The sequence below is a fragment of the Streptomyces toyocaensis genome, from assembly GCF_000725125.1.
In the GTDB taxonomy this organism is placed as follows: domain Bacteria; phylum Actinomycetota; class Actinomycetes; order Streptomycetales; family Streptomycetaceae; genus Streptomyces; species Streptomyces toyocaensis.
This window is the reverse complement of record NZ_JFCB01000011.1, coordinates 67,177-93,987: the sequence shown is the minus strand read 5'-3', so window position 1 is coordinate 93,987 and position 26,811 is coordinate 67,177. Positions and strand designations below refer to the sequence as shown.

The window sequence follows — 26,811 nt, the reverse complement described above, 5'->3', positions numbered from 1 at the left end:
TTGTCGCAGGTGCGGGAGCGAGGACGCCTGCTGATTTAAGGCGCCCTGTTTCCACAGGTGTTCAAATGCATCCACAGGCATTCGGCGGACCACTCACGGTCTGACACGATGGACACATGCGCGCGCGATACGGAATCCCCCTGGGAATCACGGCGGCCGGCGCCGCCGGACTGCTGTACGCGGCGGGCTTCGAGGCCCGCTCCTTCCGGCTGCGGCGGGTGACCGTCCCCGTCCTCCCGTCCGGGATGCGCCCCCTGCGCGTGCTGCAGGTCTCCGACATCCACATGGTGGGCGGCCAGCGCAAGAAGCAGCGCTGGCTGCGCTCCCTGGCGGGCCTGCGCCCCGACTTCGTGATCAACACGGGCGACAACCTGTCCGACCCCGAGGGCGTCCCGGAGGTCCTCGACGCGCTCGGTCCCCTCATGGACTTCCCGGGCGCCTACGTCTTCGGCTCCAACGACTACTACGGCCCCAGACTGCGCAACCCCGCCCGCTACCTGATCGAGAAGGCCCAGGGCCGCCACGGACTCAACGGCAACGCCCCCGCGGTCGGCGCGGTCCACAACCCGTGGGAGGGCCTGCGGGACGCGTTCGACTCGGCGGGCTGGCTGAACCTGACGAACACCAGGGGCACCCTCAAGACCGAGGGCGCGTCGATCGAGCTGACCGGCCTGGACGACCCGCACATCAAGCGCGACCGCTACGCGGAGGTGGCGGGCGGCCCCTCGGAGGCGGCGGACTTCTCCATGGGCGTCGTCCACGCGCCCTATCTGCGCGTCCTGGACTCCTTCGCCGCCGACGGCTACCCCCTGATCCTGGCCGGCCACACCCACGGCGGCCAGCTCTGCATCCCCTTCTACGGCGCCCTGGTCACCAACTGCGACCTGGACACGGACCGCGTCAAGGGCCTGTCCACGCACACGTCCGAGGGCCGTACGTCCTACCTCCACGTCTCCGCGGGCTGCGGCACGAACCGCTACACCCCGGTCCGCTTCGCCTGCCCCCCGGAGGCGACGCTGCTCACCCTGGTGGACCGCGACCAGGACACCGCCGCCCGGTAACCCGTCCGGCCCACCCGTATCGCCCCGTGGCGGACATCCGCTCACGCTGGGATGCATGACCGCCCCGATACCCAGGGACATCCCGGACCTCCCCGCCCTGCCCCGCACGTCACCCCACCTGCTGCCGTCCGCCGTCCCCGCCCGGGCCGTCGTCCCCCTGGCGCGGCGTCCGGTGGCAGCGGCGTACCGCCTGGTCCTGGCACTCCTGGCGGCCGGCGCCGTCCTGATCGAGATCCTGGCCGGCAGCCCAGGCCGGGTACTGAGCTACTTCGCGATCCAGAGCGCGGTCCTGCTGGCCGTGGTCATGCTCGCCTCGGCCCGCCGCGCCTGGCTCGCCCGCCACCCCGTGCCGGGCGCCCTCACGGCAGCGACCCTCCTCTACGTGGGCATGGCAGCCCTGGTCCACCACCTGCTCCTGGCGGACGCCACCCCGCGCTTCTCCATGACGGACGGATCCGCCGGACCCACCTGGCTGGAGCCCCTCGCGGCCCACACTCTGTACACGGTGCTCCCCGTCGCCACGCTCCTGGACCTGCTCCTGCTGTCCCCACCCGCCCGGACGCACCTCCGCCAGGCCGCGACCTGGCTGCTCTACCCCCTGGCCTACCTGGCGTTCTCCCTCGCGCGGGGCGAACTCCTCCCCGGCTCCCCCGCCCGCTACCTCTACCCCTTCCTCGACGTCGTCCGGCACGGCTACCGGAACGTCCTCGCCAACGCCCTCCTTCTGGGCCTCGCCTTCTACGCCCTGGCCGTCCTGATCGTGGCCCTGGACCACGTCCGCCCGGACCCGGTCCGCCACCGCCCGAAAACCGGATTTCGTCTCCAGCCACCGGTGGGCTAAAGTAAACGTCGTCGCCGCGACAGCAGCGACGATCGGGGTGTAGCGCAGCTTGGCAGCGCGCTTCGTTCGGGACGAAGAGGTCGTGGGTTCAAATCCCGCCACCCCGACACAGACCAGAGGCCCATTCACGTGATCGTGGATGGGCCTCTGTTGTGCGTATAGCAGTGGAGTACAGCACCGCTGAGTGTCGGCCAAGTTCTCGAGCGAACAGAACAAGGCGCCTGAAGCCACCTCACGCTGCTAGCTGCACCGGACGAACACCTGCGGACGAGAGGTCGGGTGTCTGCGGTGGTGGAGGGTTTCGGTGAGCTGACCGGCTACCTGAGGTCGATCATCCGTGCCGGTTGCCCGGTGGTGCGGGCGATGGTTTCGAAGTCACGGTCGTAGTGCAGCAGGGTGAGTCCCGCTTCTTCCGCCGTTGCGGCCACGAGGAGGTCGACGGCTCCGGCGCTGCGCTGCTCACCCTTGGCGGTGAGCTCGCCCTGGACGACGCGGGCACGCCGGTAGATGCCGTCAGGCATGGGACACCAGGTGAACTGGTTCAGTCGCTCCTGGACGGCCTCGCGGCCCTTCGCGGAACGCACGGAGTAGAGAATCTCCAGTTCGGTGAGGTCGCACAGCGCGATCAGCCCGGCGCCCATCCGCTGAGCCCACTCTTCGGTTGCCTGGCGGAGCAGGAGGCGAGCCAGGGCCGACGTGTCGACGAGGTAGTCGGCAACGCTCACCGGGCTGAGCCACCTCGGTAGGTGCGCTTGTCCAGGAGGAGTTCGACGTCAAGAGCACCTTCCTCCGCGAGATCCTGCAGCTCGTGCAGGGCGCGCAGGCGCCGGTTGCGGGCCACGATCTCCCGGAGGGCGGTGTTGATGGTGTCCCGCTTCGTGGACGTGCCCAGCTCCCTTGCCGCCGCTTCCAGGGCGTCGTCGTCGAGATCGATGACGGTTCTGCTCATGAGCCCACCTCCATATACATGGGTCAGTGTATCAATATACAAGATCGAATGTATAGGGCGGGCGCCCCGTGTGGGAGCTGGACCGGCTGTCGGTCACGGGAGAGTGAGTCGGTGGCGGGCGGCCGGTGAGGGCGCGAGGGCGACCCGGTGGGGGCGGGCCGCTTGCCGGAGGGTTCCCGGGGTGTCGTAGGGTGCCTCGTTCACGGGCCGTTGGGACACGCGCACGGTGCAGGGGGGAACGGTTGTGGGTGGTGCTGCGCGCATGGGGCATACGCCGTTGCCGGGGGGCGGTGTGCGGTACGACCTGGCCACCCGAGAGCGGCGGCGGCTGTCTGTGGTGGCCCATGCCGACGGGTCCCGGACGCTGAGCGTGTACCGCACGGATGATCCGGACGCCGGCGCGCTCTCCCTGCGGCTGTCCGCCGACGAGGCGGCGGCCGTCATCGACGCCGTGATGCCCGCGCGGACGCCCGCGCACCGCGGCGCGGGCACGCTGGCGACGGCCGAGCTGGGCCTGGTCGCCGAGCGGGTCGGGCTGCCGGCGGCCTCGGTGTGGCACGGGCGGCCGCTGGGCGACACCCGGACACGTACGGACACCGGCGTGTCCGTCGTGGCCGTCCTGCGCGGGACCGGGGCGATCCCTTCTCCGGGGCCGGACTTCCGGCTGGCCGGCGGTGACACCCTGATCGTGGTCGGCACGCGTGAGGGTGTCGGGGTGGCGGCCGGGATCCTCGGCCGGGAGTGATCCCGGGCAGCCGTCAGGCGCCGGCGGGTGCGGGTTCGGGGCGCTCCGAGGCGCCGGGCGGCGCGGGTGGGACCGAACGGCGGGTGAGGCGGCGGGCCAGGGGTTCCGTGTAGCGGGCGGTGAGCGGGCCGATCACGACCAGGATCAGGACGTACGCCGTGGCCAGGGGGCCGATGCGGGGCTCGACGCCGACGGCGAGGCCGGCGATGACGATGGAAAACTCGCCGCGCACCACGAGCGTGCCGCCCGCCCGCCAGCGGCCCGCGCCCCTGATGCCCGCCCGGCGTGCGGCGTACCAGCCGGTGGCGACCTTCGTCAGCGCGGTGACCACGGCGAGGACCAGCGCCGTCACCAGCACGGGCGGGATGTCGGCCGGATCGGTGGACAGCCCGAAGAAGACGAAGAACACGGCGGCGAACAGGTCCCGCAGCGGGGTGAGCAGCACGCTCGCTCCCTCGGCGACCTCGCCGGACAGGGCGATGCCGACCAGGAAGGCGCCGACGGCCGCCGAGACCTGGAGTTCCTGGGCGAGACCGGCGACCAGGAGGGTCAGGCCGAGGACGACCAGCAGCAGCATCTCGGCGTTGTCGGAGGAGACCGCGCGGCTGATCAGCCGGCCGTGGCGCAGGGCGACGTACAGGACGGCGCCGACGGTGCCGAGGGAGATCAGCAGGGTGACGGCTCCTCCGGCCAGGCTGACGCCGGCCAGGAGGGTGGTGAGGAGCGGCAGGTAGAGGGCCATGGCGAGGTCCTCGATGACGAGGACGCCGAGGATCACGGGCGTTTCGCGGTTGCCGAGCCGGCGCAGGTCGCCGAGGACCTTGGCGATGACGCCGGATGAGGAGATCCAGGTGACGCCGGCCAGCGCGACGGCGGCCACCGGGCCCCAGCCCAGGAGCAGCGCCGCCACGGCGCCGGGCACCGCGTTGAGGACGAAGTCGACCGCGCCGGAGGGGTACTGGGTCTTGAGGTTGGTGACCAGTTCGGAGGCGCTGTACTCCAGGCCCAGCAGGAGCAGCAGCAGGATGACGCCGATCTCGGCACCGGTGGCGATGAACTCCTCGCTGGCCCGCAGGGACAGGATGCCGCCGTGGCCGAAGGCCAGCCCGGCCAGCAGGTAGAGGGGGATGGGTGAGAAGCCCACCCGCCCGGCGAGGCGGCCCAGCAGTCCCAGGGCGAGGATGATCGCGCCGAGTTCGATGAGCAGGGCGGTGGTGTGGTGCACGGGCGTCGGTCCTCCGGTTCGGTGACGGCGGCGTCAGTGCCTTCGAGTGGCGGGGGCGGGGCGCAGCGGCAGGGCGGCGGCGGAAGCAGCGGGCCAGTGGCCGTTACCGGTGCGGTGAGAGGTGGGAGCGGTGGGGTGCCGGGCTCGGCGGCCGGGCGGGCGTCCACCCCTTGTTTTCGGGAAGGGGGCACCCGGTGGGGGCGTCGGGCGCGGGCCGGGAGATCAGACGCCGGGAACGGCGGTGCCCGGTTCGGGGACGCTGTCGCGAGCGGTGTTGTCGATACGCAGGGGCCGGTTCGTGTCGCGTCGTTTCACGTCGCGTTCCCCCCGTCACACTCGAGACCACTCCCCCTCGGGGGATGAGCAGGTGGCCGCTCAATGGAGCGCCACGACTCGGTAAATATTTTACCGTACGACGAAATACCTATACATCAACGAAATACCTATACATCACTTCTCCTTGGTTATCGGCCGCAAACGCCCGCTCTCCGCGTTCGCCGGGCCGGCCGTCCGGCCGGGGGCGCGTGGTGACAGTTCGCGCAGGATGCGGGACAGGTCGGCGGGCGCGGCGGCGAGGCGGACCTGGGCGCCGGAGTCGTCCAGTTCGGCCACGTGCCAGCCGTTCGGGACCAGGTCCATGTCGCCGCCGCGGGGACGGCGGACCCGCAGGAGGGTGAGGCGGGAAACGGGGATCGGGCGCGCCGCGAAACGGCCGGGGCCGGGGTGCGGGACCACGGCGGGCGGACCGTCACCGCCGACGACGACGTGGGTGCCGAAGTGGTGCGGGTTGTAGTCGGTGGCCTCCAGGAAACGGGCAGGCAGGAAGACCTCACCGTCCGCCGGTTCCGCGGCAGGTGCGCCGCAATCCCCGGGCGGTCGGATGCGGGTGGCCCGCCACGACCAGGTCAGCAGGATGAGCGTGGTCAGCGTGCCCAGCGACGTCCAGGCCGTCGTGGCGGGCGTCGCCGGCGGGGCCGTGGGGTGCAGGTAGCACAGGGGCAGCAGCCACAGCGCCGTGACGGCCAGGGCCCCACCGAAGGGGAGGGCCGACGGCAGGACCTCGTCGTCGGGACGCCGCCGGCCGCGTACGTGAAGCAGTATCCGGGCGGCCGGGTAGCCCGCGGCGAGGGTCAGGCCGGCCGCGCCCATCGCGAAGTCCCCGGCCCCGGGGATGTGGTGGCGCCACACATACCGGTCACCCGCGACCTCTCTGACCACACCGCGCCACACCGTCAGCCGGACACGGTCGCCGGCGCGGAACTCCTCGGCGGCGTCCGAGGACACTTCCAGCCGTCGCACCGGGTGGTCGTCGGTGAAGTACAGCCAGCTGGACTTCTTGGGCCGGTGGGGATCCGTACGCGCGATCACGGCGGTGAGGGTGCTGAGGCAGTCGCCGCGGTGCACCGCCGGGGTCCCGGGCGCGCACGGGGCGGCGGAGCGCCACTCCCGCTCGTGCGCACCGGCGTCCGGAACCGCCGACGCGGCCAGACCCGCGCCCGCCAGCAGCAGTGCGCAGGCGAGGGCCCACAGGGCGACCGCCCACCGGGGGCGGCCGGTCACTTTCCGTGCGTCGGTCATGCGGGAAGACTGTCAACGGACGCACGGTGTGCGCTTGTGGGGAGTGCGGCAGTGTCGGGGGCGGTCACGTTGCCGACTGCGGTCACCCTCTGGTGTGGTGGTTCTGGAGGCCGTGGCCCGGGAAGGATCGACGACATGATCATTTTTGGTACCAAGGGGTATCTGTACCAGCTCGCGATACTGACACTGGTGTGCGCGCAGTGCGGCAATCCCGCCGCGCACACGCTCAGGAAGCGGGTCACGAAGTTCACCCTGTTCTTCGTGCCGCTGTTCCCGGTGTCCACGAAGTACACGACGCAGTGCACGTTCTGCGGTGCCGAGCAGAAGATCACCGCGGAACAGGCCGAACAGCTCCAGGCGCAGGCCGCCGGTGGCGGGCAGGGCTACGGGCAGCCCCACCAGCAGCAGCCCTACCAGTCGTAGCCGCCCCGCCGCATAGCCGCCCAGCCGCCTAGCCGCCCCAGGCTCCGTCGTACGGGTCACTCGGGGCCGGGACCGGTGCGGCGCGGGTGACCTCGAAGTACGGGACCGGTCCGTCGTTGACCGGGTCCTTCGTGCGGCGCGGGGTGTAGGTGCCGGTGACCTCCAGCCAGGTGTCCGGTCGCAGGACCGGGGGGATCGCACCGGTCAGGGCGACCTTGACCGGCTGCGCGTCCGCGGCACAGCAGTTGAGGCCCATACGGACCAGGTACGGCGCGCCCGTGCCGTTCATCGCCACGAAGCCGGTGAGGGTGAGGGGCCGGTCGCGGAGGTGGCGGCCGTCGTCGTAGACGGCGCGCGCCGCGTACTCCCCCACCCCGAGACGCAGGGGACCCCGGGCGGGGAGGTCGGGGAAGCCCAGGGGTTTCTGCAGGGCCGTACCGGTGTGGGTGGCGCTGTAGGAGCCGAGGGCCGGCGGGGCGACCAGGATCAGGGCGAAGAGCGGGAGGGCGAGGAGCCAGGAGACCCGGGGTTCCCGGTGCGGCTCCCCCGGGTGCGGCGGGCGCCGCCTCTCGTGCCACACCGTCGCCGCCGCGGTCGCGATCAGCACCGCGCCGGACAGCAGGAGCAGCGGGCGCAGTCCCGCCTTGACGTAGCGCAGGTGCAGGTCCGTCAGGCCGGCGTGCAGCACGGTCGCGCCGAGGAGGAACAGCAGGGCCGCCTGGGCCTGGCCGTTGAGCCGGGTACTCACAGCAGCACCGCTCCCGTCAGGGCCGACACGGCCACCGCCAGGGCGAAGGTCGCGGGGGCGAAGCGCAGGGCGAAGGCCCGCCCGAACGTGCCCGCCTGCAGGGCGAAGAGCTTCAGGTCGATCACCGGTCCCACGACCAGGAACGTGAGCCGCGCCGTCAGCGAGAACTGGGTCAGCGACGCCGCCACGAAGGCGTCCGCCTCCGAGCAGATCGACAGCAGTACGGCCAGGACCGCCAGCACGAGGACCGACAGCACCGGGTGGCCGGCCGCCGCGCGCAGCCACTCCGCCGGAACCACCGCCTTCAGCGTCGCCGCCGCCATCGCGCCGACCACCAGGTAGCCGCCCGCGTGCGTCACGTCGTGCCGCACCGAGTCCCAGAAGGCCGCTCCCCTGCTCCGCCCCTCCTGCGACGAACGGGCGGGCGGGCGCAGCCAGTCCGTACGGCCGAGGCGCTGCCACAGCCAGCCCATCAGGCACGCCACCAGCAGGCTCGCCACGAACCGGGCGAGGACCATCCCGGGGTGGCCCGGGAAGGCGACCGCCGTCGCCGTCAGCACGACCGGGTTGATCGCGGGGGCGGACAGCAGGAACGCCAGGGCCGCCGCGGGGGCCACTCCCCTGCGCACCAGCGCGCCCGCCACCGGCACGGACGCGCACTCGCAGCCGGGGAGCACCGCGCCCGCCGCGCCCGCGACCGGTACGGCCAGCGCCGGACGTCCCGGCAGCGCGCGGGCGAAGAACGACGGCGGGACGAACACCGCGATCGCCGCCGACAGCAGGACCCCGAGCACCAGGAAGGGGAGGGCCTGGAGGACCACGGCCACGAACACCGTCATCCAGCTCTGCATCACCGGAGCGGCCAGGGCACCGCGGACCGGGCCCTGGAACATCACGGCCGTGAGCAGGACCAGGGTGAGGAGGAGGGGGGAGGTGAGGTGGCGGGGCTCGCCGGGGGACGCCCCAGGGTGTGCGTCGGGGGTTGCGTCGGGTGGTGTCCCGCGGTCGGTTCCGGCCGGTGGGGGGCCGGGCCGGGGCCGGCTCGTGCCGCGCGGGGGTGGTGGGGTGAGGGCCACGGGCCGGGTGCACCTCCCAGGATGCGCGCGCGAGACGGAGCGGGGCGGCCGAGGCCCCGCTCCTTCGTACGGAAGGACGTGCCGGATTGTTCAGGTGCCGCCTGGAACCACGCGTGACGATGAGGCAGTCTCTCCCCCTGTGGTGAGCCTGCTTCCCAACCCCGCCCCGCCCAGCGATCCGTCCGCCCCCATGGTGGTGTGCGGGGACGACGGGCTGGCGCACCGGCTCGCCGCCGAACTGAGGGGTGTGTACCGCGAGCAGGTGACCCTCGTGGTGCCGCCCGCCGCGAGCGGTGTGCGGCAGCCGATGGTGGGGCGGGCCCGTGCGGCGTCCGCGGCCCTGCTGGACCGCGTCGTCACCGCCGTCAACAACCGGGGCAACGGCGACTCCGACGGCACCTCCGCCTCCGGCGCGCGGGTGGTGGAGGCCGCCGAACCCACCGAGGCCGTGCTCGCCGAGGCGGGCGTGGAACGGGCCGCCGCGCTGGCGTTGGTGTACGACGACGACGAGACCAACATCCGTGCCGCGCTGAACGCCCGTCGGCTCAACCCCAGGCTGCGGCTCGTCCTGCGCCTGTACAACCGGCGGCTGGGGCAGCACATCGAGGCGCTGCTCGACCAGGCCGCCGAGTTGGCGGGTGGCGCGGCTCACGGCCGCGGGGGCGCGGGGGCCGACATCGCCACGACCGTGCTGTCCGACGCCGACACGGCCGCGCCCGCGCTGGTCGCCAGCGCGCTCGTCGGCACGAGCAAGGTCGTCGACGCGGAGGGGCTGCTGCTGCGGGCGGTGGAACGTCGGCCTCCGGGGCCGGGGGAAGTGGCCGACCCGGGGCTGTGCACGCTGGCGCTGCTGTCCGCGACGAGCAACGACCCGGCGGGTGCCGAGGGTTCGGAGGACAGCGGCGAGCAGGGGCCGCAACTGCTGCCCGACGCACGGGCGGTGGCGGCGGCGACCGGGCGCGGGACGGTGGTGCTGGAGCAGGTCTCCTACTCCGGACCGCCGCTGCCCGTGGGGCGGGGCGGCCCGCCGTTCGCCTCACTGTTCTCGCGGCGGCTGCGGTGGTCGCTGGCGGGGCTGGTGGCCGCGGTCGTCGCGCTCGCCGTCGCGCTGACGGTGGTGACCCGGGACAACCCGCTGCACGCCACGTACGTCACGCTGCTGGATCTCTTCGCGATCAACGAGCCCGCCCACCACCAGTCCACCGGGCGCCAGGTGCTGCAACTGCTCTCGATGCTGGTCGGGTTGCTGCTGCTGCCGGTGCTGCTGGCGGCGGTGCTGGAGGCGCTGGGGACGTTCCGTACGGCGTCGGCGCTGCGGAAGCCGCCGCGCGGGCTGAGCGGGCACGTGGTGCTGCTCGGGCTGGGCAAGGTCGGGACGCGGGTGCTGACGCGGCTGCGGGAGCTGCACATTCCGGTGGTGTGCGTGGAGGCGGACCCGGATGCGCGGGGGGTGGCCGTGGCACGCCGGTTACGCGTGCCGGTGGTCGTCGGGGACGTCACGCAGGAAGGTGTGCTGGAAGCCGCGAAGATCCATCGCGCGGACGCGCTGCTCGCGCTGACCAGCGCGGACACGACGAATTTGGAGGCGGTGCTGTACGCGCGGTCCGTGCGGCAGGACCTGCGGGCGGTGCTGCGGCTGTACGACGACGACTTCGCGAGGGCGGTGTACCGGACGCTGCGGACGGCGCATCCCGGTGCGCTGACGCGGAGCCGGAGCGTGTCGCACCTGGCGGCGCCCGCGTTCGCCGGGGCGATGATGGGGCGGCAGATCCTCGGGGCGATACCGGTGGAGCGGCGGGTGCTGCTGTTCGCCGCGGTGGTGGTGGGCGGGCATCCGCAGCTCGAAGGGCGGACCGTGGGGGAGGCGTTCCGGGCGGGGGCGTGGCGGGTGCTGGCGCTGGACACGGCGGCGCGGGGGGATGCGGCGGTTCGGGGGGACACGGGGGCGGAGGTGGGGGCGCCGGGGTCGGGGCTGGTGTGGGAGTTGCCGGACACGTATGTGCTGCGGGCGGGGGACCGGGTGGTGCTGGCGGCGACGCGGCGGGGGCTGGCGGAGTTGCTGGGGCGGCACCGGGGGGCCGGGGCGGCGGGACGCTGATCCGGCCGCCCGGCCCCCGGCGCCGGGGGTCAGGCGAGGTGGGGTGGGGTGGGGTGGGCTTTGCTGACCCCCGCGCGTGCCGGTGCTGGTGCCGTGCGCCGGGGCCTGGCGGGGGCGGGCTTCGCTTACCCGCGCTTGCGGGGTGCCGCTGCGCCCACCCGTGCCGCCCCAGCGGCACGACTGCCCGCAGCTACGGCAGCACGACTGCCCGCAGCTACGGCAGCACGACTGCCCGCAGCTATGGCGGCACGGCTGCCCGCGGCGGGGGGTTATGCCGGGAGGTGTCTTGAGGCGAAGTCGAGTTCCAGGCGGATCTGTTTGATGCGTTCGTCCACCACCAGGGAGCCGTGGCCGGCGTCGTAGCGGTAGACCTCGTGGACCGCGTTGCGGGACTCGAGGCGTTTGACGTAGTTCTCGATCTGCTGGATGGGACAGCGGGGGTCGTTGACGCCGGCCGAGATGTAGACCGGCGCCTTTACCTGGTCGACGTAGGTGATCGGGGACGAGGCCTCGAAGCGCTCGGGGACCTCCTCCGGGGTGCCTCCGAGCAGCGTGCGGTCCATCGCCTTCAGCGCTTCCATCTCGTCGTGGTACGCCGTGACGTAGTCGGCGACCGGAACCGCCGCGATGCCCATCGCCCACGCGTCCGGCTGCGTGCCGAGGCCCAGCAGGGTGAGGTAGCCGCCCCAGGAGCCGCCGGTGAGGATCAGCCGAGCGGGGTCCGCCAGGCCGGAGGTGATCGCCCATGCGCGGACCGCCGCGATGTCCTCCAGCTCGATCAGGCCCACCCGGTGCTTCAGCGCGTCGGTCCAGGCGCGCCCGTAGCCGGTGGAGCCCCGGTAGTTGACGCGGACCACCGCGTAGCCGTGGTCGACCCAGGCCGCCGGGCCCGCCGCGAAGGAGTCGCTGTCGTGCCAGGTGGGGCCGCCGTGGATGTCGAAGACCGTCGGGAGCGGGCCGGTGGCACCGGCCGGCTTTTGCACGAGCGCGTGGATGCGGCCGCCCGGGCCCTCCACCCACACGTCCTCCACGGGCACCGACCCGGGCGACTTCATCCCCGGCGGGTCGAGGACCACACCGCCCGCCGTGGAGCGCACCGCCGGCGGCTGGGCCGCCGACGACCACAGGTACTCCACGCTGCCGTCGGGGCGGGCCGTCGCGCCCGAGACCGCGCCGCGCGGCGTGGGGATCTCCTCCAGCCGGCGCTCGGTCAGGTCGTAGCGGAACAGCTCGCCGCGGGCCTCGAAGCCGTGCGCGATGAGCAGGCCCGTGCCGTCCGGGTACCACTCGGCGCTCACGTCACCGGGCAGGTCCAGCGCGAGGTCCGTCTCCTCGCCCGTCGCCACGTCCCACACCAGGGGCTCCCAGCGTCCGCGCCGCTGGTGCCCGATGAGCAGCCGGGTGTCGCCCTCGACCGGGGCGAAGCCCAGCACCTCCAGGCCCAGCTCCTCGGTGCCGCCCCTGGTGTCGTCGAGCTCCGCGACCGTCGTGCCGTCGGGGCGCATCACCCGCAGCGCGGAGTGCATCGCGTCACCGTGCTCGGTGTGCTCGACGGCGATCAGCGAACCGTCGTGGGAGAGGTCGCCGACGCCCGCCGACTCGCGGTGCCGGTACAGCTCCACCGGAGCCTCACCGGTGCGAGCGAGGTGGATCGTCGTACCGTCCTCGTCCGTGGAGCGGCCCACGACCGCCGTGCGGCCGTCCCTGCCCAGTGCCAGACCGGCGGGGTAGGAGGGGTCCAGGCCCGGGGCCGCGAGTTCGTCCTCGCCGCCCGAGAACCGCTGGCGCCGCCAGACGCCGAACTCGTCGCCGTCCTTGTCGTCGAACCACCAGATCCACTCGCCGTCCGGCGAGAGCATCCCGTCCGTCGTGCCGTTGGGCCGGTCCGTCACCTGACGCTGCTCACCGGTCGCCCGGTCCCAGGCGTACAGCTCGTACGTCCCCGTCGCGTTCGACACGAACAGGGAGCGGTCGGGGGCGTCCTCGGCCCAGTCGGGCAGGGACACCCGGGGCGCCCGGAAACGCTTCTCCCAGTCGGGCATGCCCGCGCCCTGTTCCACTCGCTCGGTCTGGTGGTCCGCCCGGTCCGGCGCGTCGGACCCGTTGCTCTCAGTCATGACCCCATACTGCCCGCCCCGGGGGGCATCGCGCGGCCCAGGCCCCCAGCCTGTGGACAACTTCCCCCGGATCCTTCACCGGCCCCCCGGCCAGGCACCCGGCCAGGCACCCCGCTCGCCCCGCGACCCGCGTCGGCCGGCCCCCGGCCCACCCCGCGCCCACCCCCGCGCCGCGCCCCGTCCGCGCCCCGTCCGCGCCCCGTCCGCGCCCCGTCCGCGCCCCGTCCGCGCCCCGTCCCGCGGGCGACCCCGCGGGACGGGAACCGCCCGCGGACCCGTACCGTTGAGGGCGTGTACCGGTTTCTGCTGACGCCCCGCTGGTGGGGGATCAACGTCTTCCTGCTGCTCGCCATCCCCTTCTGCATCTTCATGGGGTCCTGGCAGCTGGGCAGGTTCGAGGACCGGGTGGACGACCACCGCGACGCCGAGGAACGGATCGCCTCGGACCAGCAGGAGGCGGCCAGGCCGCTGGACGACCTGCTGCCCGTGACCAAGGCCACCTCCGGCAAGCAGGCCACCGCGAGCGGCCGGTACGACACCCAGTTGCTGGTGCCCGACCGCACGCTGGACGGCGAGGACGGCTACTACGTCCTGACCCTGCTGCGCACCGGCACCGGCCGCGCGCTGCCCGTCGTACGGGGCTGGCTGCCCGGTGACCCCGACCCGGCCCGGGTGCCCCCGGTGCCGGCCGGTGAGGTCACCGTCACCGGCGCGCTCCAGGCGTCCGAGACACCCGGCAGCAACGGCGTCAGCGCGCGCGGCGGCCTGCCGGAGGGCCAGACGTCCGCGATCAGCGCGGCCTCGCTGGTGAACCTCGTGCCGTACGACGTGTACGACGCCTGGGTGACGCTCAACCGCGGGGACACGGGGATGAAGCCGGTACCGGCGTCCGCGCCGAGCGGGACGGGACTGGACCTGAAGGCGTTCCAGAACCTGGGCTACACCGCCGAGTGGTTCGCCTTCGTGGGCTTCGTGATCTTCATGTGGTTCCGTCTGCTGCGCCGTGAGCTGGAGCTCGCCCGGGACGCGGAACTGGGCCTGGTCCCGGACGAGCACGGTGACGGTGAGGACGCCGGTGACGGCCCCCGTCAGCCGACGGGTGTCAGCAGCCCCGTCCAGTAGACCGTGCCCGCGCAGGCGTTGCTCACCGTCGTGGTGGCCGGGCCGGAACCCGTCGACGGCGTGTACGTCACCGCGACGCTGCCGTCCGTCCCGCCGTCCTCCGTGGACAGCTGAGTGGTCGTGCCGGTGCCGGTGTCGGTGCCCGCGGACGCGCCGGTCGTGGTCGTCGGGTCTGAGCTGGGTGTCGGGTCGGGCGAGGGGCCGCCGGTGCCGCCCCCCGTGGTCTCGCCCGGGGCGGGGCAGGTCTCGGAGGGGACCCAGGCGAACCGCACCTCGTAGGCGGCGCCCGGTTCGAGCACCAGCCGCGCGGCCTCGAGGGAGGGGTCGGGCAGCTCGGCCGCCGCGTCCCCCGCCACGTGCCGCGCCGAGCCCACCTTGTCGGCGGAGGCGGCGCCCTGCGGGGTCACGCTCAGCCCGCCGGCGCCGTCGACGGCGCAGTCGGCCATGGAGACGTTGGTGACCCGGAACGAGCCGTAGACGGCGCCCATGGAGTCGGGAGCGGCGCTGTTCGCGACCGCCGGTCCGAGCTGGGCGGCGGTACAGACGGGTGCCTCGGCCGAGGTGCCCGCCGAGGGGCCGGCGCCCTCGCTCGCGCCCGCGCCGGAGCCGGTGCCCGCGCCGTCCTCGTCCTCGTCCTTCTTGTCGTCCTTGCCGGTGCCCTCGACCTGGTCCGAAGGGCCGCCCGCGGTGCTCTGACCGCCGCCGGGGTCCTTGCCCTGGCCGGTGCCGCCCTGATCCTGCGAGGCGTGGCCGACGGCGGAGGGATTGGCGTCGGAGCCGGAGCCGCCGGACACGTGGACGGCGGCGGGGACCGCGGTGCCGAGGAAGAGGGCGGCGGCTGCCATGCCGACGAGGGCCTGGCGTTTGCGTGCCCTGCGGGCGGGGACGGCCCGGCGCAGGTAGTCCAGGGTGCCGTCGTCCGGCTCCACCTCGCGCACCGCCTGGTGCAGCAGGGCGCGCAGTTCCCTCTCGTCCGAGTCGAGCCCCTCGGGGCTCTGTTCGTCCCGGCCGTCGTTCACAGTTCCGTTCCCAGCGTGCGTGTGCTTCGGCTCTTGCTCGTGCGGCGCCCCGGTCTCGCGCGGGACCTCGGCGGCGGGCGCGCCGTCCTCGGGCTCCCGCCCGGTGCCGGAGGCGTGCGAGCCCTCCGGCTCGCGCTCCTCGGGCCGCGCGTCCTTGCCGTCGCTCATGCCGACGCCCCCATGGCCAGCCGCAGCGCCGCGATACCGCGCGAGCCGTACGCCTTCACCGAGCCCAGCGAGATGCCGAGCGTGTCGGCGACCTGCGCCTCGGTCATGTCCGCGAAGTAGCGCAGCACCAGCACCTCGCGCTGCCGGCGCTGGAGCCCTTTCATCGCCTTGATGAGGGAGTCGCGCTCCAGCTGGTCGTAGGCGCCCTCCTCCGCGCTCGCCATGTCGGGCATGGGCTTGGAGAGGAGTTTGAGGCCGAGGATGCGGCGGCGCAGCGCGGAACGGGACAGATTGACGACCGTCTGACGCAGATAGGCCAGGGTCTTCTCCGGGTCCCGGACGCGTTTGCGGGCGGAGTGGACGCGGATGAACGCCTCCTGGACGACGTCCTCGCAGGAGGCGGTGTCGTCGAGGAGGAGCGCCGCGAGGCCCAGCAGCGAGCGGTAGTGCGCGCGGTAGGTCTCGGTGAGGTGGTCGACGGTGGTGCCGGCCACCACGGCGCCGTCGGCGCCGTCACGCTGACTCGGGACGCGGGCGGGGCGCGCTGCGGGCATGGGCGCGATCACCGGCATGCCGCCGCCGGGCGCGCCGGGCATGCGGGGTCGGAGAGCCGGGCGGGGCGGACGGAGGACCGTGCCACGCGGCGCTGTGAAGTCGAGTACCTCAGCCACGCCAGTTGGACCCGCTTCCCCCCGTAAGGGTTGTACGCGCCGGGCGTCACATGTGCGGCGGCCGGTGCCACCGGCCACCCGTCCGCATCGGGCAGCACCACCGACAGCACCTCACATGCCCTCATGCGTCCCGCTCTTCCCCTGTATTCCATATGAACGGGCGTCCCCACGCCCGGTTCCAGACGTCCCCACGCCTGGAACGCAGTGTCCCCACGCCCCGCGAAGGGTGACCGCAAAGACGCTCCCCGCCCTCCGCTTGGTTGCGAAGGGCGGGGAGTTGGATCCTCATGCCATCCTCGGTCGCCGGACATGCAGGTTCAAGTGGTCCAGACCGAGAATCCCGGCTCACAAGACTTACATAGATCCTACAAACGAATCCTGTGCGATCACGAACTTTTTATCGTTCAACCGCGACGAGTTCGGCGATCTGGGCGGTGTTGAGCGCGGCTCCCTTGCGCAGGTTGTCCCCGCACACGAAGAGCTCCAGCGCGGTGGGGTCGTCCAGGGCCCGCCGGACCCGCCCGACCCAGGTCGGATCGGTGCCGACGACGTCGGCGGGGGTGGGGAACTCCCCGGCGGCCGGGTTGTCGAAGAGGACGACGCCGGGCGCCGTGGCGATGATCTCGCGCGCCCTGTCGACGGTGACCTCGCCCTCGAAACGGGCGTGCACGGTGAGGGAGTGCGCGGTGACCACGGGGACACGGACGCAGGTGACCGCCACGGGCAGGGAGGGCAGGCCGAGGATCTTGCGGGTCTCGTCCCGCACCTTCATCTCCTCCGAGGACCAGCCGTCCTCGCGCAGAGACCCGGCCCACGGTACGACGTTCAGCGCGACCGGCTCCGGGAAGGGACCGGTGTTGTCCCCCACGGCCCGCCGCACGTCGCCCGGGCTGGTGCCCAGTTCCGTGCCGGCGACCAGGGACAGCTGTGCGCGCAGGGTCCGCACGCCCGCGTGCCCGGCGCCGCTGACCGCCTGGTACGACGAGACGACCAGCTCGCGCAGGCCGAACTCGGCGTGCAGCGCGCCCAGCGCGACGATCATCGACAGGGTGGTGCAGTTCGGGTTCGCGACGATCCCGCGCGGGCGCCTGCGCACGGCGTGCGCGTTGACCTCGGGCACGACGAGCGGCACGTCCGGGTCCATGCGGAACGCGCCGGAGTTGTCCACCACCACCGCTCCCCGCGCGGCGGCGAGGGGCGCCCACCGTTCGGCGACCTCGTCGGGCACGTCGAACATCGCGACGTCGACCCCGTCGAAGGCCTCCTCGGTGAGCGCGACGACCTCGACCTCCTCACCGCGCACGGCCAGCTTGCGGCCGGCCGAACGCGGGGAGGCGACGAGCCTGATCTCGCCCCAGACGTCCGCCCGCTGGGAGAGGATCTGGAGCATGACCGTGCCGACGGCCCCGGTCGCCCCCACGACCGCGAGCGTCGGCCGCCCGGAACGCCCGGGTCCTGCGGTCCCGGTCATCAGCGGCCGGTGCCTCCGTAGACCACGGCCTCGTCGCTGTCGGAGTCCAGGCCGAAGGCGGAGTGCACGGCGCGGACGGCCTCCGGCACGTCGTCCTTGCGGGTGACGACCGAGATGCGGATCTCGGAGGTCGAGATCAGCTCGATGTTCACGCCGGCGTCGCTGAGCGCGGTGAAGAAGTCGGCGGTGACGCCGGGGTTGGTCTTCATACCGGCGCCGACCAGGGAGATCTTGCCGATCTGGTCGTCGTAGCGCAGGGAGTCGAAACCGATGGCGCCCTTGTTCTTCTCCAGGGCGTCGATGGCCTTGCGGCCCTCGGTCTTCGGCAGGGTGAAGGAGATGTCCGTCAGACCCGTGGAGGCGGCGGACACGTTCTGCACGACCATGTCGATGTTGATCTCGGCATCGGCGATCGTACGGAAGATCGAGGCGGCCTCGCCCGGCTTGTCGGGCACACCGACGACCGTGACCTTGGCCTCGGAGGTGTCGTGCGCGACACCGGAGATGAGAGCCTGCTCCACCTGCTTGTCCCCTTGCTTCATCGGCTCGCTGCTGACCCACGTGCCCTGCAGTCCGCTGAAGGACGAGCGGACGTGGATCGGGATGTTGTACCGGCGGGCGTACTCCACACAACGGTGGAGGAGCACCTTGGACCCGGAGGCCGCGAGCTCGAGCATGTCCTCGAACGCGATCCAGTCGATCTTCCGGGCCTTGCTCACCACGCGCGGGTCGGCGGTGAACACGCCGTCGACGTCCGTGTAGATCTCGCACACCTCGGCGTCGAGCGCGGCGGCGAGGGCGACGGCGGTGGTGTCGGAGCCGCCGCGGCCGAGTGTGGTGATGTCCTTGGTGTCCTGGCTGACGCCCTGGAAACCGGCGACGATGGCGATGTTGCCCTCGTCCACCGAGGCCTTGATCCGGCCCGGCGTGACATCGATGATGCGGGCTTTGTTGTGGACCGAGTCGGTGATGACACCTGCCTGGCTGCCGGTGAAGCTCTGGGCGTTGTGGCCCAGATTCTTGATCGCCATCGCCAGCAGGGCCATGGAGATCCGCTCTCCGGCGGTCAGCAGCATGTCGAGCTCGCGCCCGGCAGGGATCGGGGAAACCTGCTCGGCGAGATCGATCAGCTCGTCCGTCGTGTCGCCCATCGCGGAAACCACGGCGACCACCTGGTGGCCGTTCTTCTTGGCTTCCACGATCCGCTTGGCGACGCGCTTGATGCCCTCGGCATCGGCTACGGAGGAGCCTCCGTACTTCTGCACGACAAGGCCCACGTGCGCTCCTCGCTCAGTCCGTCGTTTTTCCACAGTTCGCACCCATATGTGTGCGACGCGGTCGGTTCAGTCTATCGAGCGTCCGAAAAAACCCTCCGGGATACCGCATGGTGAGACTCCCCGGCGCTCTCGCAGGGGGGCTCATGCCCATCCCGACGCGGCCCACTCGGAAAAGTGCCCCGGGTCACACGCGGGACCGCATCCGCGCGGCGGGCGACGGCCCCCTCCCCGTCACGGACGCCGTCGCCTCCCGTTCCCGCTCGATGAAGTCCACCGCCCGCGCGGAGTACCGCTCCCTGTGTACGTACCCCCTCGCCGCACTCAGCATCCCCTGTGCACCGCGCAGCTCGCTCCATGGACGCGATGATCTCCGGGGCGTAGTTGGCCGGCGGCTTGATCGGCCACCGAGCGTAGACGGCTGGACACCACCGTGTGACCGTATCGAAGGCGATTCACCGCTCCGCGTAATGGCCGAAACCGGAGATCGTTGAATTCAAAATCGAATTACATGGGCTTCGCGGGCGGGCGAACGAAAATGGCCAGTGGCGAAATGATCATGCACCGTGTTATGTTCCTGCCGCGTCGAACACCGGGCCTGACCAGCCCAGTTGAGGCGCAGGAATTAATCGGGGGAAGAAGTCCGCGGGGGGACCATTTCGGTTTCCACGCCAGTCCAGGTCGCCCTTTTGGGCTTCCTCCCCTTGTGATTGAACACAAGGGAGATCGTACATGACCCGCAACACACTGCGTCTGGCCGCCGTTTCGGCCGTGGCGGCCGTCTCCATCGGGGCCGGCGCGAGCCTGGCGCAGGCGTCCGAGACCACCGCTCCGGCCCGCCCGGCGGCCTCCTCGCAGGTGACGCTGACCGCGGCCCAGGCCCGCGCCCTGCTCGCCGACCCGGCCGTGTCGGCCGAGCTGAAGGCGCAGGACACCACGTCGCTGCGTGCCGTGGCGGCCGGCACGGCCACCGACGTCCAGGCGCGAGGTGCCGTCGGTGGCGCCGCCAAGGCACTGTTCAACCTGCTGAAGAAGCACGGCGGCAAGATCTACAGCGGGGCGGTCAAGGCCGCCAAGGCCAACTGGGGCAAGTTCCGTTCGTACATGGACGGCCTGCCCTGGTACCACCCGGTCCGCATCGCCTGGGTCGCCGCCGGCGCCGAGGCCCAGTACCAGCTGTACACGTACATCCGCAGCCTCGTCTGAGGGACCGGCACGTCACGCGGGGCGGCGCGCCGACGCGCCGCCCCGTGCCGCGGAAGGGAACACACCGATGGCCAACTCCGAAGCCCCGCGTGCGCTGAGGCACCTGTGGGCCTCCCCCGCGCTGTTCGTCCTCGCAGCGTTCGTCGCGTTCAACGTCGTCGGCAGTGCCGAAGCGGGCTGGGCGCTGATGGCCGGGGGACTGTCCGGCCCCGCCGTCGCCCTCGGCTGGCAGGCGCTCCGGCGCGAACGTCCGGAAGCGGCGTTCGTCGTCGTCCCGCTGGGGCTGCTGGCGCTGATGACGGTGCTGTTCGGCATCAACGAGGGCTTCCCCTGGTCCTGAGCCGACCTACAGGGCCGGACGGATGCCCAGGGGGGCGCCGATCTCCTCGGCCATGACCTTGCCCGCCTCGAACTCCAGGGTGTCGTCACCCATGCCCTGGTCGGTGTCCAGGCCGTCGAGCTCGGCGAGGGGCTGGTTGAGGCGGACGTGGGCGACCACGGACTGCAGGGCGCGCAGGGCGGCGGACGCCGTGGAGCCCCAGTTGGAGAAGTAGGAGAACTGCCACCACCACAGGGCCTCCGACGTGCGGCCGGCGCGGTAGTGGGCCATGCCGTGGCGCAGGTCGGTGATGACGTCGGTGAGGTCGTCGGAGATGCGGGCCGGGACGGGCGCCTTGCGGGGCTCGTACGGGTCGAACACCTCGGAGTAGACGTCGATCGGGTCGAGGAGGCGGGCGAGGTTCTCGCGGAGCTGGTCCACGTCGGCCTCGGGGCCCAGGTCGGGCTCGTAGCGCTCGTCGGGGACGATGTCCTCGTGGGCGCCCAGACGTCCGCCGGCCAGGAGGAGCTGGGAGACCTCCAGGAGGAGGAAGGGGACCGCGGAGTCCGGCTCGTCCCCCTTCGCGACCTCCGTGACGGCGACCAGGAAGCTCTCGATCTGATCGGCGATCTGGACCGCGAAGTCGTCCGGGTTCTGGTGCGTCGCGTGCAGCGTGGCGTCAGACATCTAGGAGTCGTCTCCCCTCGAAGGCGCGACCGAGGGTCACCTCGTCCGCGTATTCCAGGTCGCCGCCCACAGGGAGGCCGCTGGCCAGGCGGGTGACCTTCAGGCCCATGGGCTTGATCATGCGGGCGAGGTACGTCGCCGTGGCCTCGCCCTCGAGATTCGGGTCCGTGGCCAGGATGAGCTCCGTGACCGTGCCGTCGGCCAGACGGGCCAGGAGTTCCCGGATGCGCAGGTCGTCGGGGCCCACCCCGTCGATCGGGCTGATCGCGCCGCCCAGCACGTGGTAGCGGCCCCGGAACTCACGGGTGCGCTCGATGGCCACGACGTCCTTGGGCTCCTCCACGACACAGATGACCGCCGGGTCGCGGCGGGGGTCGCGGCAGACGGCGCACTGCTCCTCCTGCGCGACGTTCCCGCAGGTCGCGCAGAAGCGGACCTTCGCCTTGACCTCCATCAGCGCGTGCGCGAGACGCCGTACGTCCGTCGGTTCCGCCTGGAGGATGTGGAAGGCGATCCGCTGCGCGCTCTTGGGACCGACGCCGGGGAGCCGCCCCAGCTCGTCGATGAGGTCCTGGACCACGCCTTCGTACAACGGACTGCCGTCCTTCCTGGTGTCTCTTCAGTACGTACGGTAGAGGCCCGGGGGCCGTCTTGGAATGGTCAGAAGGGCAGACCCGGGATACCGCCGCCGCCCAGGCCCTGGGCCAGCGGGCCGAGCTTCTGCTGCTGCAGCGCCTGGGCGTTCTCGTTCGCCGCCTGGACCGCCGCCACGACCAGGTCCGCGAGGGTCTCGGTGTCCTCCGGGTCCACCGCCTTCGGGTCGATCTTCAGCGCCCGCAGTTCGCCGGAGCCGGTGACGGTGGCCTTCACCAGGCCGCCGCCCGCCTGGCCGTCGACCTCCGTACGCGCCAGTTCCTCCTGCGCCCTGGCCAGGTCCTGCTGCATCTTCTGGGCCTGCTGGAGCAGTTGCTGCATGTTGGGCTGGCCACCACCGGGGATCACGATTCAGCTCCTTGGTCGGTCCGTCGGTCCGCATGTCACGGTTTGCCGTACGGCACGAGCCTACGTGGTCGGGACAGCCGTCGCCCCAGCACTCTTTCGAGTGAGTTCCGGTGGGGGCCCTCTACCTGATCACGGCCTTCTTCCGGGCGTAAAAAAGCACGAACCTCCGACACCGCCACCCATTGGGCGGTAGGAAGGGTCGGCCGCGCGAGCACCTGGCGTCACACCTCACGCACGGACGGTACGCGGGGTCGGCAGGGATCAGCAGGGGTCGGCAGGGTCAGTTCAGTAGGGAGATACCGGGTGGGTCAGCCGGAGATGCAGCCCGAAGGTCGGCCGGACCGGCGGGGCGAGGGGGCGGCCGGAGCGCGGCCGGGCGATCCTGCCGGACGGCGGTTCCCGCTCGGGGACTGGGGCGAGCCGGCGGCCCGGCTGGACGAGCTGTACCGGTGGGTGGAGCGCGGGGCGCTGGACACGGCCGCCTGGTATCTCGAGGACCGGGCGTGGAAGCGGCGGTGCGCGTGGGCGCTGCGGGCCGGGACCGCGGTGGGCGCGCTGACCGGGGCCGGGCTGCCGCTGCTGGAGCTGACCGGGGTGGCCGACGGCACCGCGCCCTGGGGGTATCTCGCCCTGCTGCTCGCGGTGGCGTGTGTCGCCGGGGACCGGTTCTTCGGGATGACGTCGGGCTGGATGCGGGACGTGGCGACGGCGCAGGCGCTGCAGCGGCGGCTCCAGGCGTTCCAGTTCGACTGGGCGTCGGAGTGCGTCCGCGAGGTGCTGGGCCCGACGGAGGGCACGGCGAGCGAGGCGGCCGAGCGGTGCCTGTCGGTGCTGCGGCGGTTCTCGGAGGACGTGACGGAGCTGGTGCGCGTCGAGACGGCCGACTGGATGGTGGAGTTCCGTAGCGGCGGCGCGCCGCTGGGCGTCCGGACGTCGGTGGCCGGCGGGGGGCGCCCGGAGGGCTCCGTCCCGCACGGCCGCTTCCCGTCCCCGCCGGGCCCGGCGCGCCCGAACATGCCGCGGCAGCGTCCGCCCGAGCCGCGCTGAGCCGCGCCGTCACGGTGTGGACCGCCACCGCCGCCCCGCCGACCGGGTGGCCACGTACGGCCGTGCGGCAGCGGGGACCTGGCGCCGTGCGTCCGTCAGTCGCGGGTGTAGGTGAGCTGTTCGCCGTTGCCCGTGTTCACGCGCCTCAGGGAGCCGTCGGGGAGCAGGGCGATCTCGCTGGCGGACCCCGGGGTGCAGGCGCTGCGCGGCCGGCCGTCCGTGACGGAGGACGGGCCGAGGTCCAGCCGGCCGCCGGAGGTGGCGGTGAGCCGGGCCTCGAAGACGCAGTGGTAGGTGCCGCTCCCGGTGGGTCCGTCGGCGACGAGGGACATCACCGTGTCGCCGACCTCGCCCTGCTGGACGGTCAGCCGGCGGCTGTGCTGCCCGGTCGCGTTGTCGATGGTGGTGGACCAGTTCCCCAGGAACTCCGCCGGGATCGTTCCGTCCGCCGGTGCGGAGGTGCTCGGCTGCTGTGGGCCGGACGGCGGGTCGGTGCCGGGCGTGCCCGGACCCGTGCTCCGCGACGTGCCGCTCGGCGAGGAGGACGCCGAGGGGTCGCCGCCGGCGCGGTGCTCGCCGTCGCCGCCGCTCATCAGCGCGTACACGGAGCCTCCCGCGGCGAGCGCGACGACCAGCGCGATCACCACGAGGAAGGCGGTGGACCGGCCGTCCCTGCGCGGCTCGGACACCGGGCCGTACGGCGGCGGGGCCTGCCCGAACGGCGGCGGTCCGTACGGCGGGGTCCGGCCGGCGCCGTGGCCGTCGTACGGGTAGCCGTACGCGGGGGGCTGGGGGTGCTGCTGGGCATGGCCGTACGCACCGCCCGGTGCCGGGCCGGGAGGCGGGGCCGGGGTGTTCCGGCCGGCGACCAGGGTGGGGAGGTGGTTCACGCCCGGCTGCCCCGGCGGGGGCGGCGCGGCGGAGTCGTCGGCGGCGCGCGCGTGCTCGGGGGTGGTGCCCGGCGGCCCCGCGGCGGACGCCGCCCGCCCGTCCGCCCCGGCGGACCCACCCGGCCCCGGCGGACCCTGCGGCCCCGCGCCCGGGCCGAGCGCGTCGGGGTGACCGGAGCGAGGGGCATCCACCCGACCGCCGAAGGACGTCAGCGGCTGCCCGGGAGCGGGAGCGGATGCCTGCAGCTGCCCGGAACCGGGAGCGGGAGCGGATGCCTGCGGCTGCCCGACGCCGGGAGCAGAGACCTGCGGCTGCCCGGAACCGGGAGTGGGCGCCTGCGGCTGCCCGGGAGCGGATGCGGATGCCTGCGGCTGCCCGGAACCGGGAGCGGGAGCGGATGCGTGCGGCTGCCCGACGCCGGGAGCAGAGACCTGCGGCTGCCCGGAACCGGGAGTGGGCGCCTGCGGCTGCCCGGGCGCAGGAGCCTGCGGCTGCGTGGGGACCGGTGCGTCCGGCCCGGAGGGCACCGGCTGCCCCGGTCCGGCGGGGCGCCATGCTGCGGCGCGGGAGGGGCCTGGTGGCCGGCGGCGGGGGCGGCCGCTCCGGGCGCGCCCGGGTGCCTCGCGCGCGGCGCGGTGGGAGTGGCCGACCCGGCTGCAGCAGCGGCGGGATCGGCGGCTCCGGGCACGCCCGGACCCGGTGCGGCGGGAACAACCCCTCCGGGCACGCCCGCCTGCGCGGTGCCGGGCGAGGCCGGACCCGGCGCGCCCGGCCGCGGGCCGCCGGAAGCGGCCGCCCCGGGCACGCCCGGCTGTGCGACGGGGGGCCAGGGCGGTGGTGCGGACGCCGGTCCTCGGCCCGCCGGTGCCGGCGACTGGTCGGACGTCTCCGGGGCCTCCGGGTCCTCCGCGTCGAGCAGCCGTACCGCGTGGCGGCCGAGCTGGGCGACCAGGGCGCTCGGCAGCCAGGGGTCACGGGAACGGCCGTCGACGACGGTGTCCTCCGCACCGGTGCGTTCCAGCACCCGGTCGAGCGTGGGCCGTGCGGCCGGGTCCTTCCGCAGGCAGTCGCGTACGAGGTCGGCGAGCCCCTCGGGCACCCGCTCCAGGTCGGGTTCCTCCTGGGCGATGCGGAACATCAGGGCGTGCACCCCGCTGTTGGCGGTGCCGAAGGGGAGGGCGCCGGTCGCGGCGTAGGCGAGCACCGAGCCGAGGCAGAACACGTCGCAGGCCGGCGTGATGCGGTCGCCGCGCACCTGCTCGGGTGCCATGAAGCCGGGCGAGCCGACGAGCGCGCCGGTGCGGGTGAGCCCTCCGTCGGTCACCGTCTCCAGCGCCCGCGCGATCCCGAAGTCGATGACCCGGGGACCGTCGATGGTGACGAGCACGTTGGACGGCTTGAGGTCGCGGTGGACGATCCCGGCGGCGTGGATGTCCTTCAGCGCGTGCGCGAGACCGGCGGCGAGGATGCGCACCGACCGCTCGGGCAGTGCCCCGTGATCGTGCCCGACCACCTGCTGGAGACTGGGGCCCGCGACGTACCCGGTGGCGACCCAGGGCACGGGCGCCTCGGTGTCCGCGTCCAGCACCGGCGCCGTCCAGTCGCCGCCGACCTGCCGGGCGGCCCGCACCTCCTGGCGGAAGCGCGCCCGGAACTCCTCCTGCCGGGCCAGCTCCTCGCGGACCAGCTTCACGGCGACCGTGCGCCCCCGGTCGGAGCGGGCGAGGTAGACCTGCCCCATGCCGCCGGCACCGAGCCGCGCCAGCAGCCGGTACGCCCCGATTCTCCGCGGATCCCCGCCCCCCAGCTTGTCCATCGCTGCGCCGCCTTCCCCCTGCAGTGAGCAACGGATCGAGGATAGTGCGGGGCCGGTGCCAGGCGGGCCGGGCGTCGTCTACGGTTCCGTAACAGGCGGACCGAGGGTGTCGAGCACCTCCGACAGACGCTCGATCGCCTGTACCGCGCGGGCGAGTTCACCCTCGCCGTGCGTCTCCTCGTACGCCTTCGCCAGCCGCTCCGCGAAGGCGGCGTGACCGGGGTCGATGCGGGCGATCGCGGCGCGGCCCTCCTCGGTCGGGGCGAGGAGTTTGGCGCGGCGGTGGGCGGGGTTGGACCGGTACTCGGCGAGGCCGCGCTCGACCAGCAGGTCGGCGATGCGCTGCACGCTCTGCCGGGTGATGCCCATGGCCCTGGCGATCCCGGAGACCGGCAGCGGTTCGCCGAGGACCGCGCCGAGCACCTGCCACCAGGCCGCGGTGATCCCGGCGGGGCGGGACAGCTCCTCGGCGACCGCGAGGAACCGGCCGTTCAGCCGGAAGGCGCCGAGCGCGCCGCGGCTGAGGAGGTCCTGCCGTTCGCGGCTCACCGGCTCAGCGCCTCCTCGTACGCGGCGAACGCCTCCGGGTCGGAGTCGTGGAACAGCCGGTACCAGGCGTCGGTCACCTTCTCGTCGTAGGCGCCGAGCAGCCGGAAGATCTCGCGGGCGAAGGCGACGGGCTCCGTCGGCCCGGCGGTGACGAGTCCGCCGTCGGTGACGGCGTCGGCCTCGACGTACCGGCCGGCGCCCGCGTATCCGGTCATGGCGAGGTAGGCGGCGGCGCCGCTGGTGTGCGCCCGGTCGTCGAGCAGCCCCTCCCGGGCCAGCCCGGCGGTGGCTCCGCAGATCGCGGCCACGGGCACACCGGCGTCGAGGAAGGCGCGGGCGGTACGGGCGAAGGGAGCGAGGTCGTCGCCCTCGTCCCAGCGGGCGGCGCCGGTGAGGATCAGCAGCGAGCTGTCCTGGGGGCGCAACTCGTCGAGCGCGAGGTCGGAGAGCACCCGGAGTCCGCCGATTCCGGTGACCGGCTCTCCGGACGGGGTGACGGTGCGCACCGCGTAGCCGGCGAGCGCGAGGTGGGCGGTGGCGTGACCGGTCTCCCAGTCGGCGAAGGTGTCGTAGAGGGCGAGGTGCACGGGCTTGCGGGTCATGACCGCTCCCTGAGGTGGGTGTGTGACCATCAGCAATGACAGCAGTCTGTCATGTCGACAGACTGCTGTCAAAGCATCGCCCGGGCGGCTGTCGACAACCTGTCGC

The 26,811-nt window shown here is 73.1% G+C and carries 26 protein-coding genes, 1 tRNA gene and 1 pseudogene; 10 read left to right on the top strand and 18 right to left on the bottom strand.

The window, feature by feature from the left end; genetic code table 11:
- The first annotated feature begins 116 nt into the window (after positions 1-116).
- The 3 genes from BU52_RS14615 to BU52_RS14605 all read left to right on the top strand — a co-directional run bounded on the left by BU52_RS14615 (position 117) and on the right by BU52_RS14605 (position 2,009).
- Positions 117-1,061, top strand: coding sequence for a metallophosphoesterase (locus BU52_RS14615; protein WP_037933675.1), 945 nt, complete (start codon positions 117-119; stop codon positions 1,059-1,061).
- Positions 1,062-1,116: 55 nt separating this feature from the next.
- The gene (locus BU52_RS14610; RefSeq protein ID WP_037933673.1) at positions 1,117-1,902 is read left to right on the top strand and encodes a Pr6Pr family membrane protein; all 786 of its coding nucleotides are present in this window, start codon (positions 1,117-1,119) and stop codon (positions 1,900-1,902) included.
- 33 nt (positions 1,903-1,935) lie between these two features.
- A tRNA-Pro gene (locus BU52_RS14605) sits at positions 1,936-2,009 on the top strand.
- A gap of 210 nt (positions 2,010-2,219) precedes the next feature.
- Here BU52_RS14605 and BU52_RS14600 read toward each other — a convergent pair.
- Entirely contained in the window at positions 2,220-2,627 is a 408-nt protein-coding gene (locus BU52_RS14600) for a PIN domain nuclease (protein ID WP_037933671.1), read from the bottom strand.
- Positions 2,624-2,851, bottom strand: a complete 228-nt coding sequence (locus BU52_RS14595; protein ID WP_037933668.1) for a type II toxin-antitoxin system VapB family antitoxin — start codon at positions 2,849-2,851, stop codon at positions 2,624-2,626. The genes BU52_RS14600 and BU52_RS14595 overlap by 4 nt, the downstream gene beginning before the upstream one ends.
- Before the next feature lie 262 nt (positions 2,852-3,113).
- On the opposite strand from BU52_RS14595, the gene BU52_RS14590 reads away from it, so the two are divergent.
- Positions 3,114-3,596: a cation:proton antiporter regulatory subunit gene (locus BU52_RS14590; protein ID WP_037933877.1), complete on the top strand. Its 483-nt coding sequence runs from the start codon at positions 3,114-3,116 to the stop codon at positions 3,594-3,596.
- Between the two features lie 13 nt (positions 3,597-3,609).
- On the opposite strand, the gene BU52_RS14585 is transcribed toward BU52_RS14590, so the two are convergent.
- Together BU52_RS14585 and BU52_RS14580 are read right to left on the bottom strand one after the other, a co-directional pair.
- Positions 3,610-4,821, bottom strand: coding sequence for a cation:proton antiporter (locus BU52_RS14585; protein WP_107061169.1), 1,212 nt, complete (start codon positions 4,819-4,821; stop codon positions 3,610-3,612).
- A 450-nt stretch (positions 4,822-5,271) separates the two neighbouring features.
- On the bottom strand, positions 5,272-6,399 hold the full coding sequence (locus BU52_RS14580) for a hypothetical protein (protein WP_051858195.1): 1,128 nt from the start codon (positions 6,397-6,399) through the stop codon (positions 5,272-5,274).
- A 135-nt stretch (positions 6,400-6,534) separates the two neighbouring features.
- Here BU52_RS14580 and BU52_RS14575 point away from each other — a divergent pair, with 135 nt between their 5' ends.
- Positions 6,535-6,822 (top strand): zinc-ribbon domain-containing protein, encoded by a 288-nt coding sequence (locus tag BU52_RS14575; protein WP_037933666.1) that lies wholly within the window; start codon positions 6,535-6,537, stop codon positions 6,820-6,822.
- A 28-nt stretch (positions 6,823-6,850) separates the two neighbouring features.
- On the opposite strand, the gene BU52_RS14570 is transcribed toward BU52_RS14575, so the two are convergent.
- Positions 6,851-7,570: a TIGR03943 family putative permease subunit gene (locus BU52_RS14570; RefSeq protein ID WP_037933663.1), complete on the bottom strand. Its 720-nt coding sequence runs from the start codon at positions 7,568-7,570 to the stop codon at positions 6,851-6,853.
- Positions 7,567-8,646 (bottom strand): permease, encoded by a 1,080-nt coding sequence (locus BU52_RS14565; protein ID WP_235216336.1) that lies wholly within the window; start codon positions 8,644-8,646, stop codon positions 7,567-7,569. The genes BU52_RS14570 and BU52_RS14565 overlap by 4 nt, the downstream gene beginning before the upstream one ends.
- A gap of 190 nt (positions 8,647-8,836) precedes the next feature.
- On the opposite strand from BU52_RS14565, the gene BU52_RS14560 reads away from it, so the two are divergent.
- Positions 8,837-10,744 carry an NAD-binding protein gene (locus tag BU52_RS14560; protein WP_051858214.1) on the top strand — a complete coding sequence of 636 codons (1,908 nt, stop codon included), beginning with the start codon at positions 8,837-8,839 and terminating at the stop codon, positions 10,742-10,744.
- Positions 10,745-11,013: 269 nt separating this feature from the next.
- Here BU52_RS14560 and BU52_RS14555 read toward each other — a convergent pair whose 3' ends face one another.
- A complete protein-coding gene (locus BU52_RS14555; RefSeq protein WP_037933658.1) occupies positions 11,014-12,861 on the bottom strand; it encodes a S9 family peptidase in 1,848 nt (615 codons plus the stop codon).
- A gap of 291 nt (positions 12,862-13,152) precedes the next feature.
- Between BU52_RS14555 and BU52_RS14550 the strand changes: the two genes are divergently transcribed.
- The gene (locus BU52_RS14550; RefSeq protein WP_037933655.1) at positions 13,153-13,983 is read left to right on the top strand and encodes an SURF1 family protein; all 831 of its coding nucleotides are present in this window, start codon (positions 13,153-13,155) and stop codon (positions 13,981-13,983) included.
- Here the strand turns inward: BU52_RS14550 and BU52_RS14545 are convergent.
- From BU52_RS14545 to BU52_RS14530, 4 genes are all read right to left on the bottom strand, one after another.
- Positions 13,950-15,170 (bottom strand): hypothetical protein, encoded by a 1,221-nt coding sequence (locus BU52_RS14545; protein WP_037933653.1) that lies wholly within the window; start codon positions 15,168-15,170, stop codon positions 13,950-13,952. The genes BU52_RS14550 and BU52_RS14545 overlap by 34 nt on opposite strands.
- Entirely contained in the window at positions 15,167-15,766 is a 600-nt protein-coding gene (locus BU52_RS14540) for a SigE family RNA polymerase sigma factor (protein WP_235216335.1), read from the bottom strand. The genes BU52_RS14545 and BU52_RS14540 overlap by 4 nt, the downstream gene beginning before the upstream one ends.
- 472 nt (positions 15,767-16,238) lie before the next feature.
- On the bottom strand, positions 16,239-17,312 hold the full coding sequence (locus tag BU52_RS14535; RefSeq protein ID WP_037933651.1) for an aspartate-semialdehyde dehydrogenase: 1,074 nt from the start codon (positions 17,310-17,312) through the stop codon (positions 16,239-16,241).
- Positions 17,312-18,589 (bottom strand): aspartate kinase, encoded by a 1,278-nt coding sequence (locus BU52_RS14530; RefSeq protein WP_037933648.1) that lies wholly within the window; start codon positions 18,587-18,589, stop codon positions 17,312-17,314. The genes BU52_RS14535 and BU52_RS14530 overlap by 1 nt, the downstream gene beginning before the upstream one ends.
- 729 nt (positions 18,590-19,318) lie before the next feature.
- Between BU52_RS14530 and BU52_RS14525 the strand changes: the two genes are divergently transcribed.
- Together BU52_RS14525 and BU52_RS14520 are read left to right on the top strand one after the other, a co-directional pair.
- On the top strand, positions 19,319-19,792 hold the full coding sequence (locus BU52_RS14525) for a hypothetical protein (protein ID WP_037933644.1): 474 nt from the start codon (positions 19,319-19,321) through the stop codon (positions 19,790-19,792).
- A 67-nt stretch (positions 19,793-19,859) separates the two neighbouring features.
- A complete protein-coding gene (locus BU52_RS14520) occupies positions 19,860-20,132 on the top strand; it encodes a hypothetical protein (protein ID WP_037933641.1) in 273 nt (90 codons plus the stop codon).
- A gap of 6 nt (positions 20,133-20,138) precedes the next feature.
- Here the strand turns inward: BU52_RS14520 and BU52_RS14515 are convergent, their stop codons facing one another.
- From BU52_RS14515 to BU52_RS14505, 3 genes are all read right to left on the bottom strand, one after another.
- Positions 20,139-20,798 carry a DUF5063 domain-containing protein gene (locus BU52_RS14515; protein WP_037933638.1) on the bottom strand — a complete coding sequence of 220 codons (660 nt, stop codon included), beginning with the start codon at positions 20,796-20,798 and terminating at the stop codon, positions 20,139-20,141.
- Positions 20,791-21,390, bottom strand: a complete 600-nt coding sequence (gene recR / locus BU52_RS14510; protein ID WP_037933637.1) for a recombination mediator RecR — start codon at positions 21,388-21,390, stop codon at positions 20,791-20,793. Before recR ends, BU52_RS14515 begins: the two co-directional genes overlap by 8 nt.
- Positions 21,391-21,458: 68 nt before the next feature.
- Positions 21,459-21,800, bottom strand: coding sequence for a YbaB/EbfC family nucleoid-associated protein (locus tag BU52_RS14505; RefSeq protein ID WP_078903235.1), 342 nt, complete (start codon positions 21,798-21,800; stop codon positions 21,459-21,461).
- Between the two features lie 303 nt (positions 21,801-22,103).
- Here BU52_RS14505 and BU52_RS14500 point away from each other — a divergent pair, with 303 nt between their 5' ends.
- Positions 22,104-22,847 carry an SLATT domain-containing protein gene (locus BU52_RS14500; RefSeq protein ID WP_037933631.1) on the top strand — a complete coding sequence of 248 codons (744 nt, stop codon included), beginning with the start codon at positions 22,104-22,106 and terminating at the stop codon, positions 22,845-22,847.
- 95 nt (positions 22,848-22,942) lie between these two features.
- Here the strand turns inward: BU52_RS14500 and BU52_RS36315 are convergent, their stop codons facing one another.
- The 4 genes and pseudogenes from BU52_RS36315 to BU52_RS14480 all read right to left on the bottom strand — a co-directional run bounded on the left by BU52_RS36315 (position 22,943) and on the right by BU52_RS14480 (position 26,705).
- Positions 22,943-23,929: a hypothetical protein gene (locus BU52_RS36315; RefSeq protein WP_235216334.1), complete on the bottom strand. Its 987-nt coding sequence runs from the start codon at positions 23,927-23,929 to the stop codon at positions 22,943-22,945.
- Between the two features lie 225 nt (positions 23,930-24,154).
- Positions 24,155-25,554: pseudogene (locus BU52_RS36310) on the bottom strand (protein kinase domain-containing protein); the annotation flags it as partial.
- Between the two features lie 78 nt (positions 25,555-25,632).
- Positions 25,633-26,103: a MarR family winged helix-turn-helix transcriptional regulator gene (locus tag BU52_RS14485; protein ID WP_037933628.1), complete on the bottom strand. Its 471-nt coding sequence runs from the start codon at positions 26,101-26,103 to the stop codon at positions 25,633-25,635.
- A complete protein-coding gene (locus BU52_RS14480; protein WP_037933625.1) occupies positions 26,100-26,705 on the bottom strand; it encodes a type 1 glutamine amidotransferase family protein in 606 nt (201 codons plus the stop codon). Before BU52_RS14480 ends, BU52_RS14485 begins: the two co-directional genes overlap by 4 nt.
- Positions 26,706-26,811: the final 106 nt, after the last annotated feature.

Bases quoted from the DNA above. Each gene is read 5' to 3' on its own strand.
- BU52_RS14615 (WP_037933675.1), top strand. From the start codon at position 117: ATGCGCGCGCGATACGGAATCCCCCTGGGAATCACGGCGGCCGGCGCC.
- BU52_RS14610 (WP_037933673.1), top strand. From the start codon at position 1,117: ATGACCGCCCCGATACCCAGGGACATCCCGGACCTCCCCGCCCTGCCC.
- BU52_RS14595 (WP_037933668.1), bottom strand. From the start codon at position 2,851: ATGAGCAGAACCGTCATCGATCTCGACGACGACGCCCTGGAAGCGGCG.
- BU52_RS14590 (WP_037933877.1), top strand. From the start codon at position 3,114: ATGGGGCATACGCCGTTGCCGGGGGGCGGTGTGCGGTACGACCTGGCC.
- BU52_RS14580 (WP_051858195.1), bottom strand. From the start codon at position 6,399: ATGACCGACGCACGGAAAGTGACCGGCCGCCCCCGGTGGGCGGTCGCC.
- BU52_RS14575 (WP_037933666.1), top strand. From the start codon at position 6,535: ATGATCATTTTTGGTACCAAGGGGTATCTGTACCAGCTCGCGATACTG.
- BU52_RS14560 (WP_051858214.1), top strand. From the start codon at position 8,837: ATGGTGGTGTGCGGGGACGACGGGCTGGCGCACCGGCTCGCCGCCGAA.
- BU52_RS14555 (WP_037933658.1), bottom strand. From the start codon at position 12,861: ATGACTGAGAGCAACGGGTCCGACGCGCCGGACCGGGCGGACCACCAG.
- BU52_RS14545 (WP_037933653.1), bottom strand. From the start codon at position 15,170: ATGAGCGACGGCAAGGACGCGCGGCCCGAGGAGCGCGAGCCGGAGGGC.
- BU52_RS14540 (WP_235216335.1), bottom strand. From the start codon at position 15,766: ATGCCCGGCGCGCCCGGCGGCGGCATGCCGGTGATCGCGCCCATGCCC.
- BU52_RS14535 (WP_037933651.1), bottom strand. From the start codon at position 17,312: ATGACCGGGACCGCAGGACCCGGGCGTTCCGGGCGGCCGACGCTCGCG.
- BU52_RS14525 (WP_037933644.1), top strand. From the start codon at position 19,319: ATGACCCGCAACACACTGCGTCTGGCCGCCGTTTCGGCCGTGGCGGCC.
- BU52_RS14520 (WP_037933641.1), top strand. From the start codon at position 19,860: ATGGCCAACTCCGAAGCCCCGCGTGCGCTGAGGCACCTGTGGGCCTCC.
- BU52_RS14515 (WP_037933638.1), bottom strand. From the start codon at position 20,798: ATGTCTGACGCCACGCTGCACGCGACGCACCAGAACCCGGACGACTTC.
- BU52_RS14480 (WP_037933625.1), bottom strand. From the start codon at position 26,705: ATGACCCGCAAGCCCGTGCACCTCGCCCTCTACGACACCTTCGCCGAC.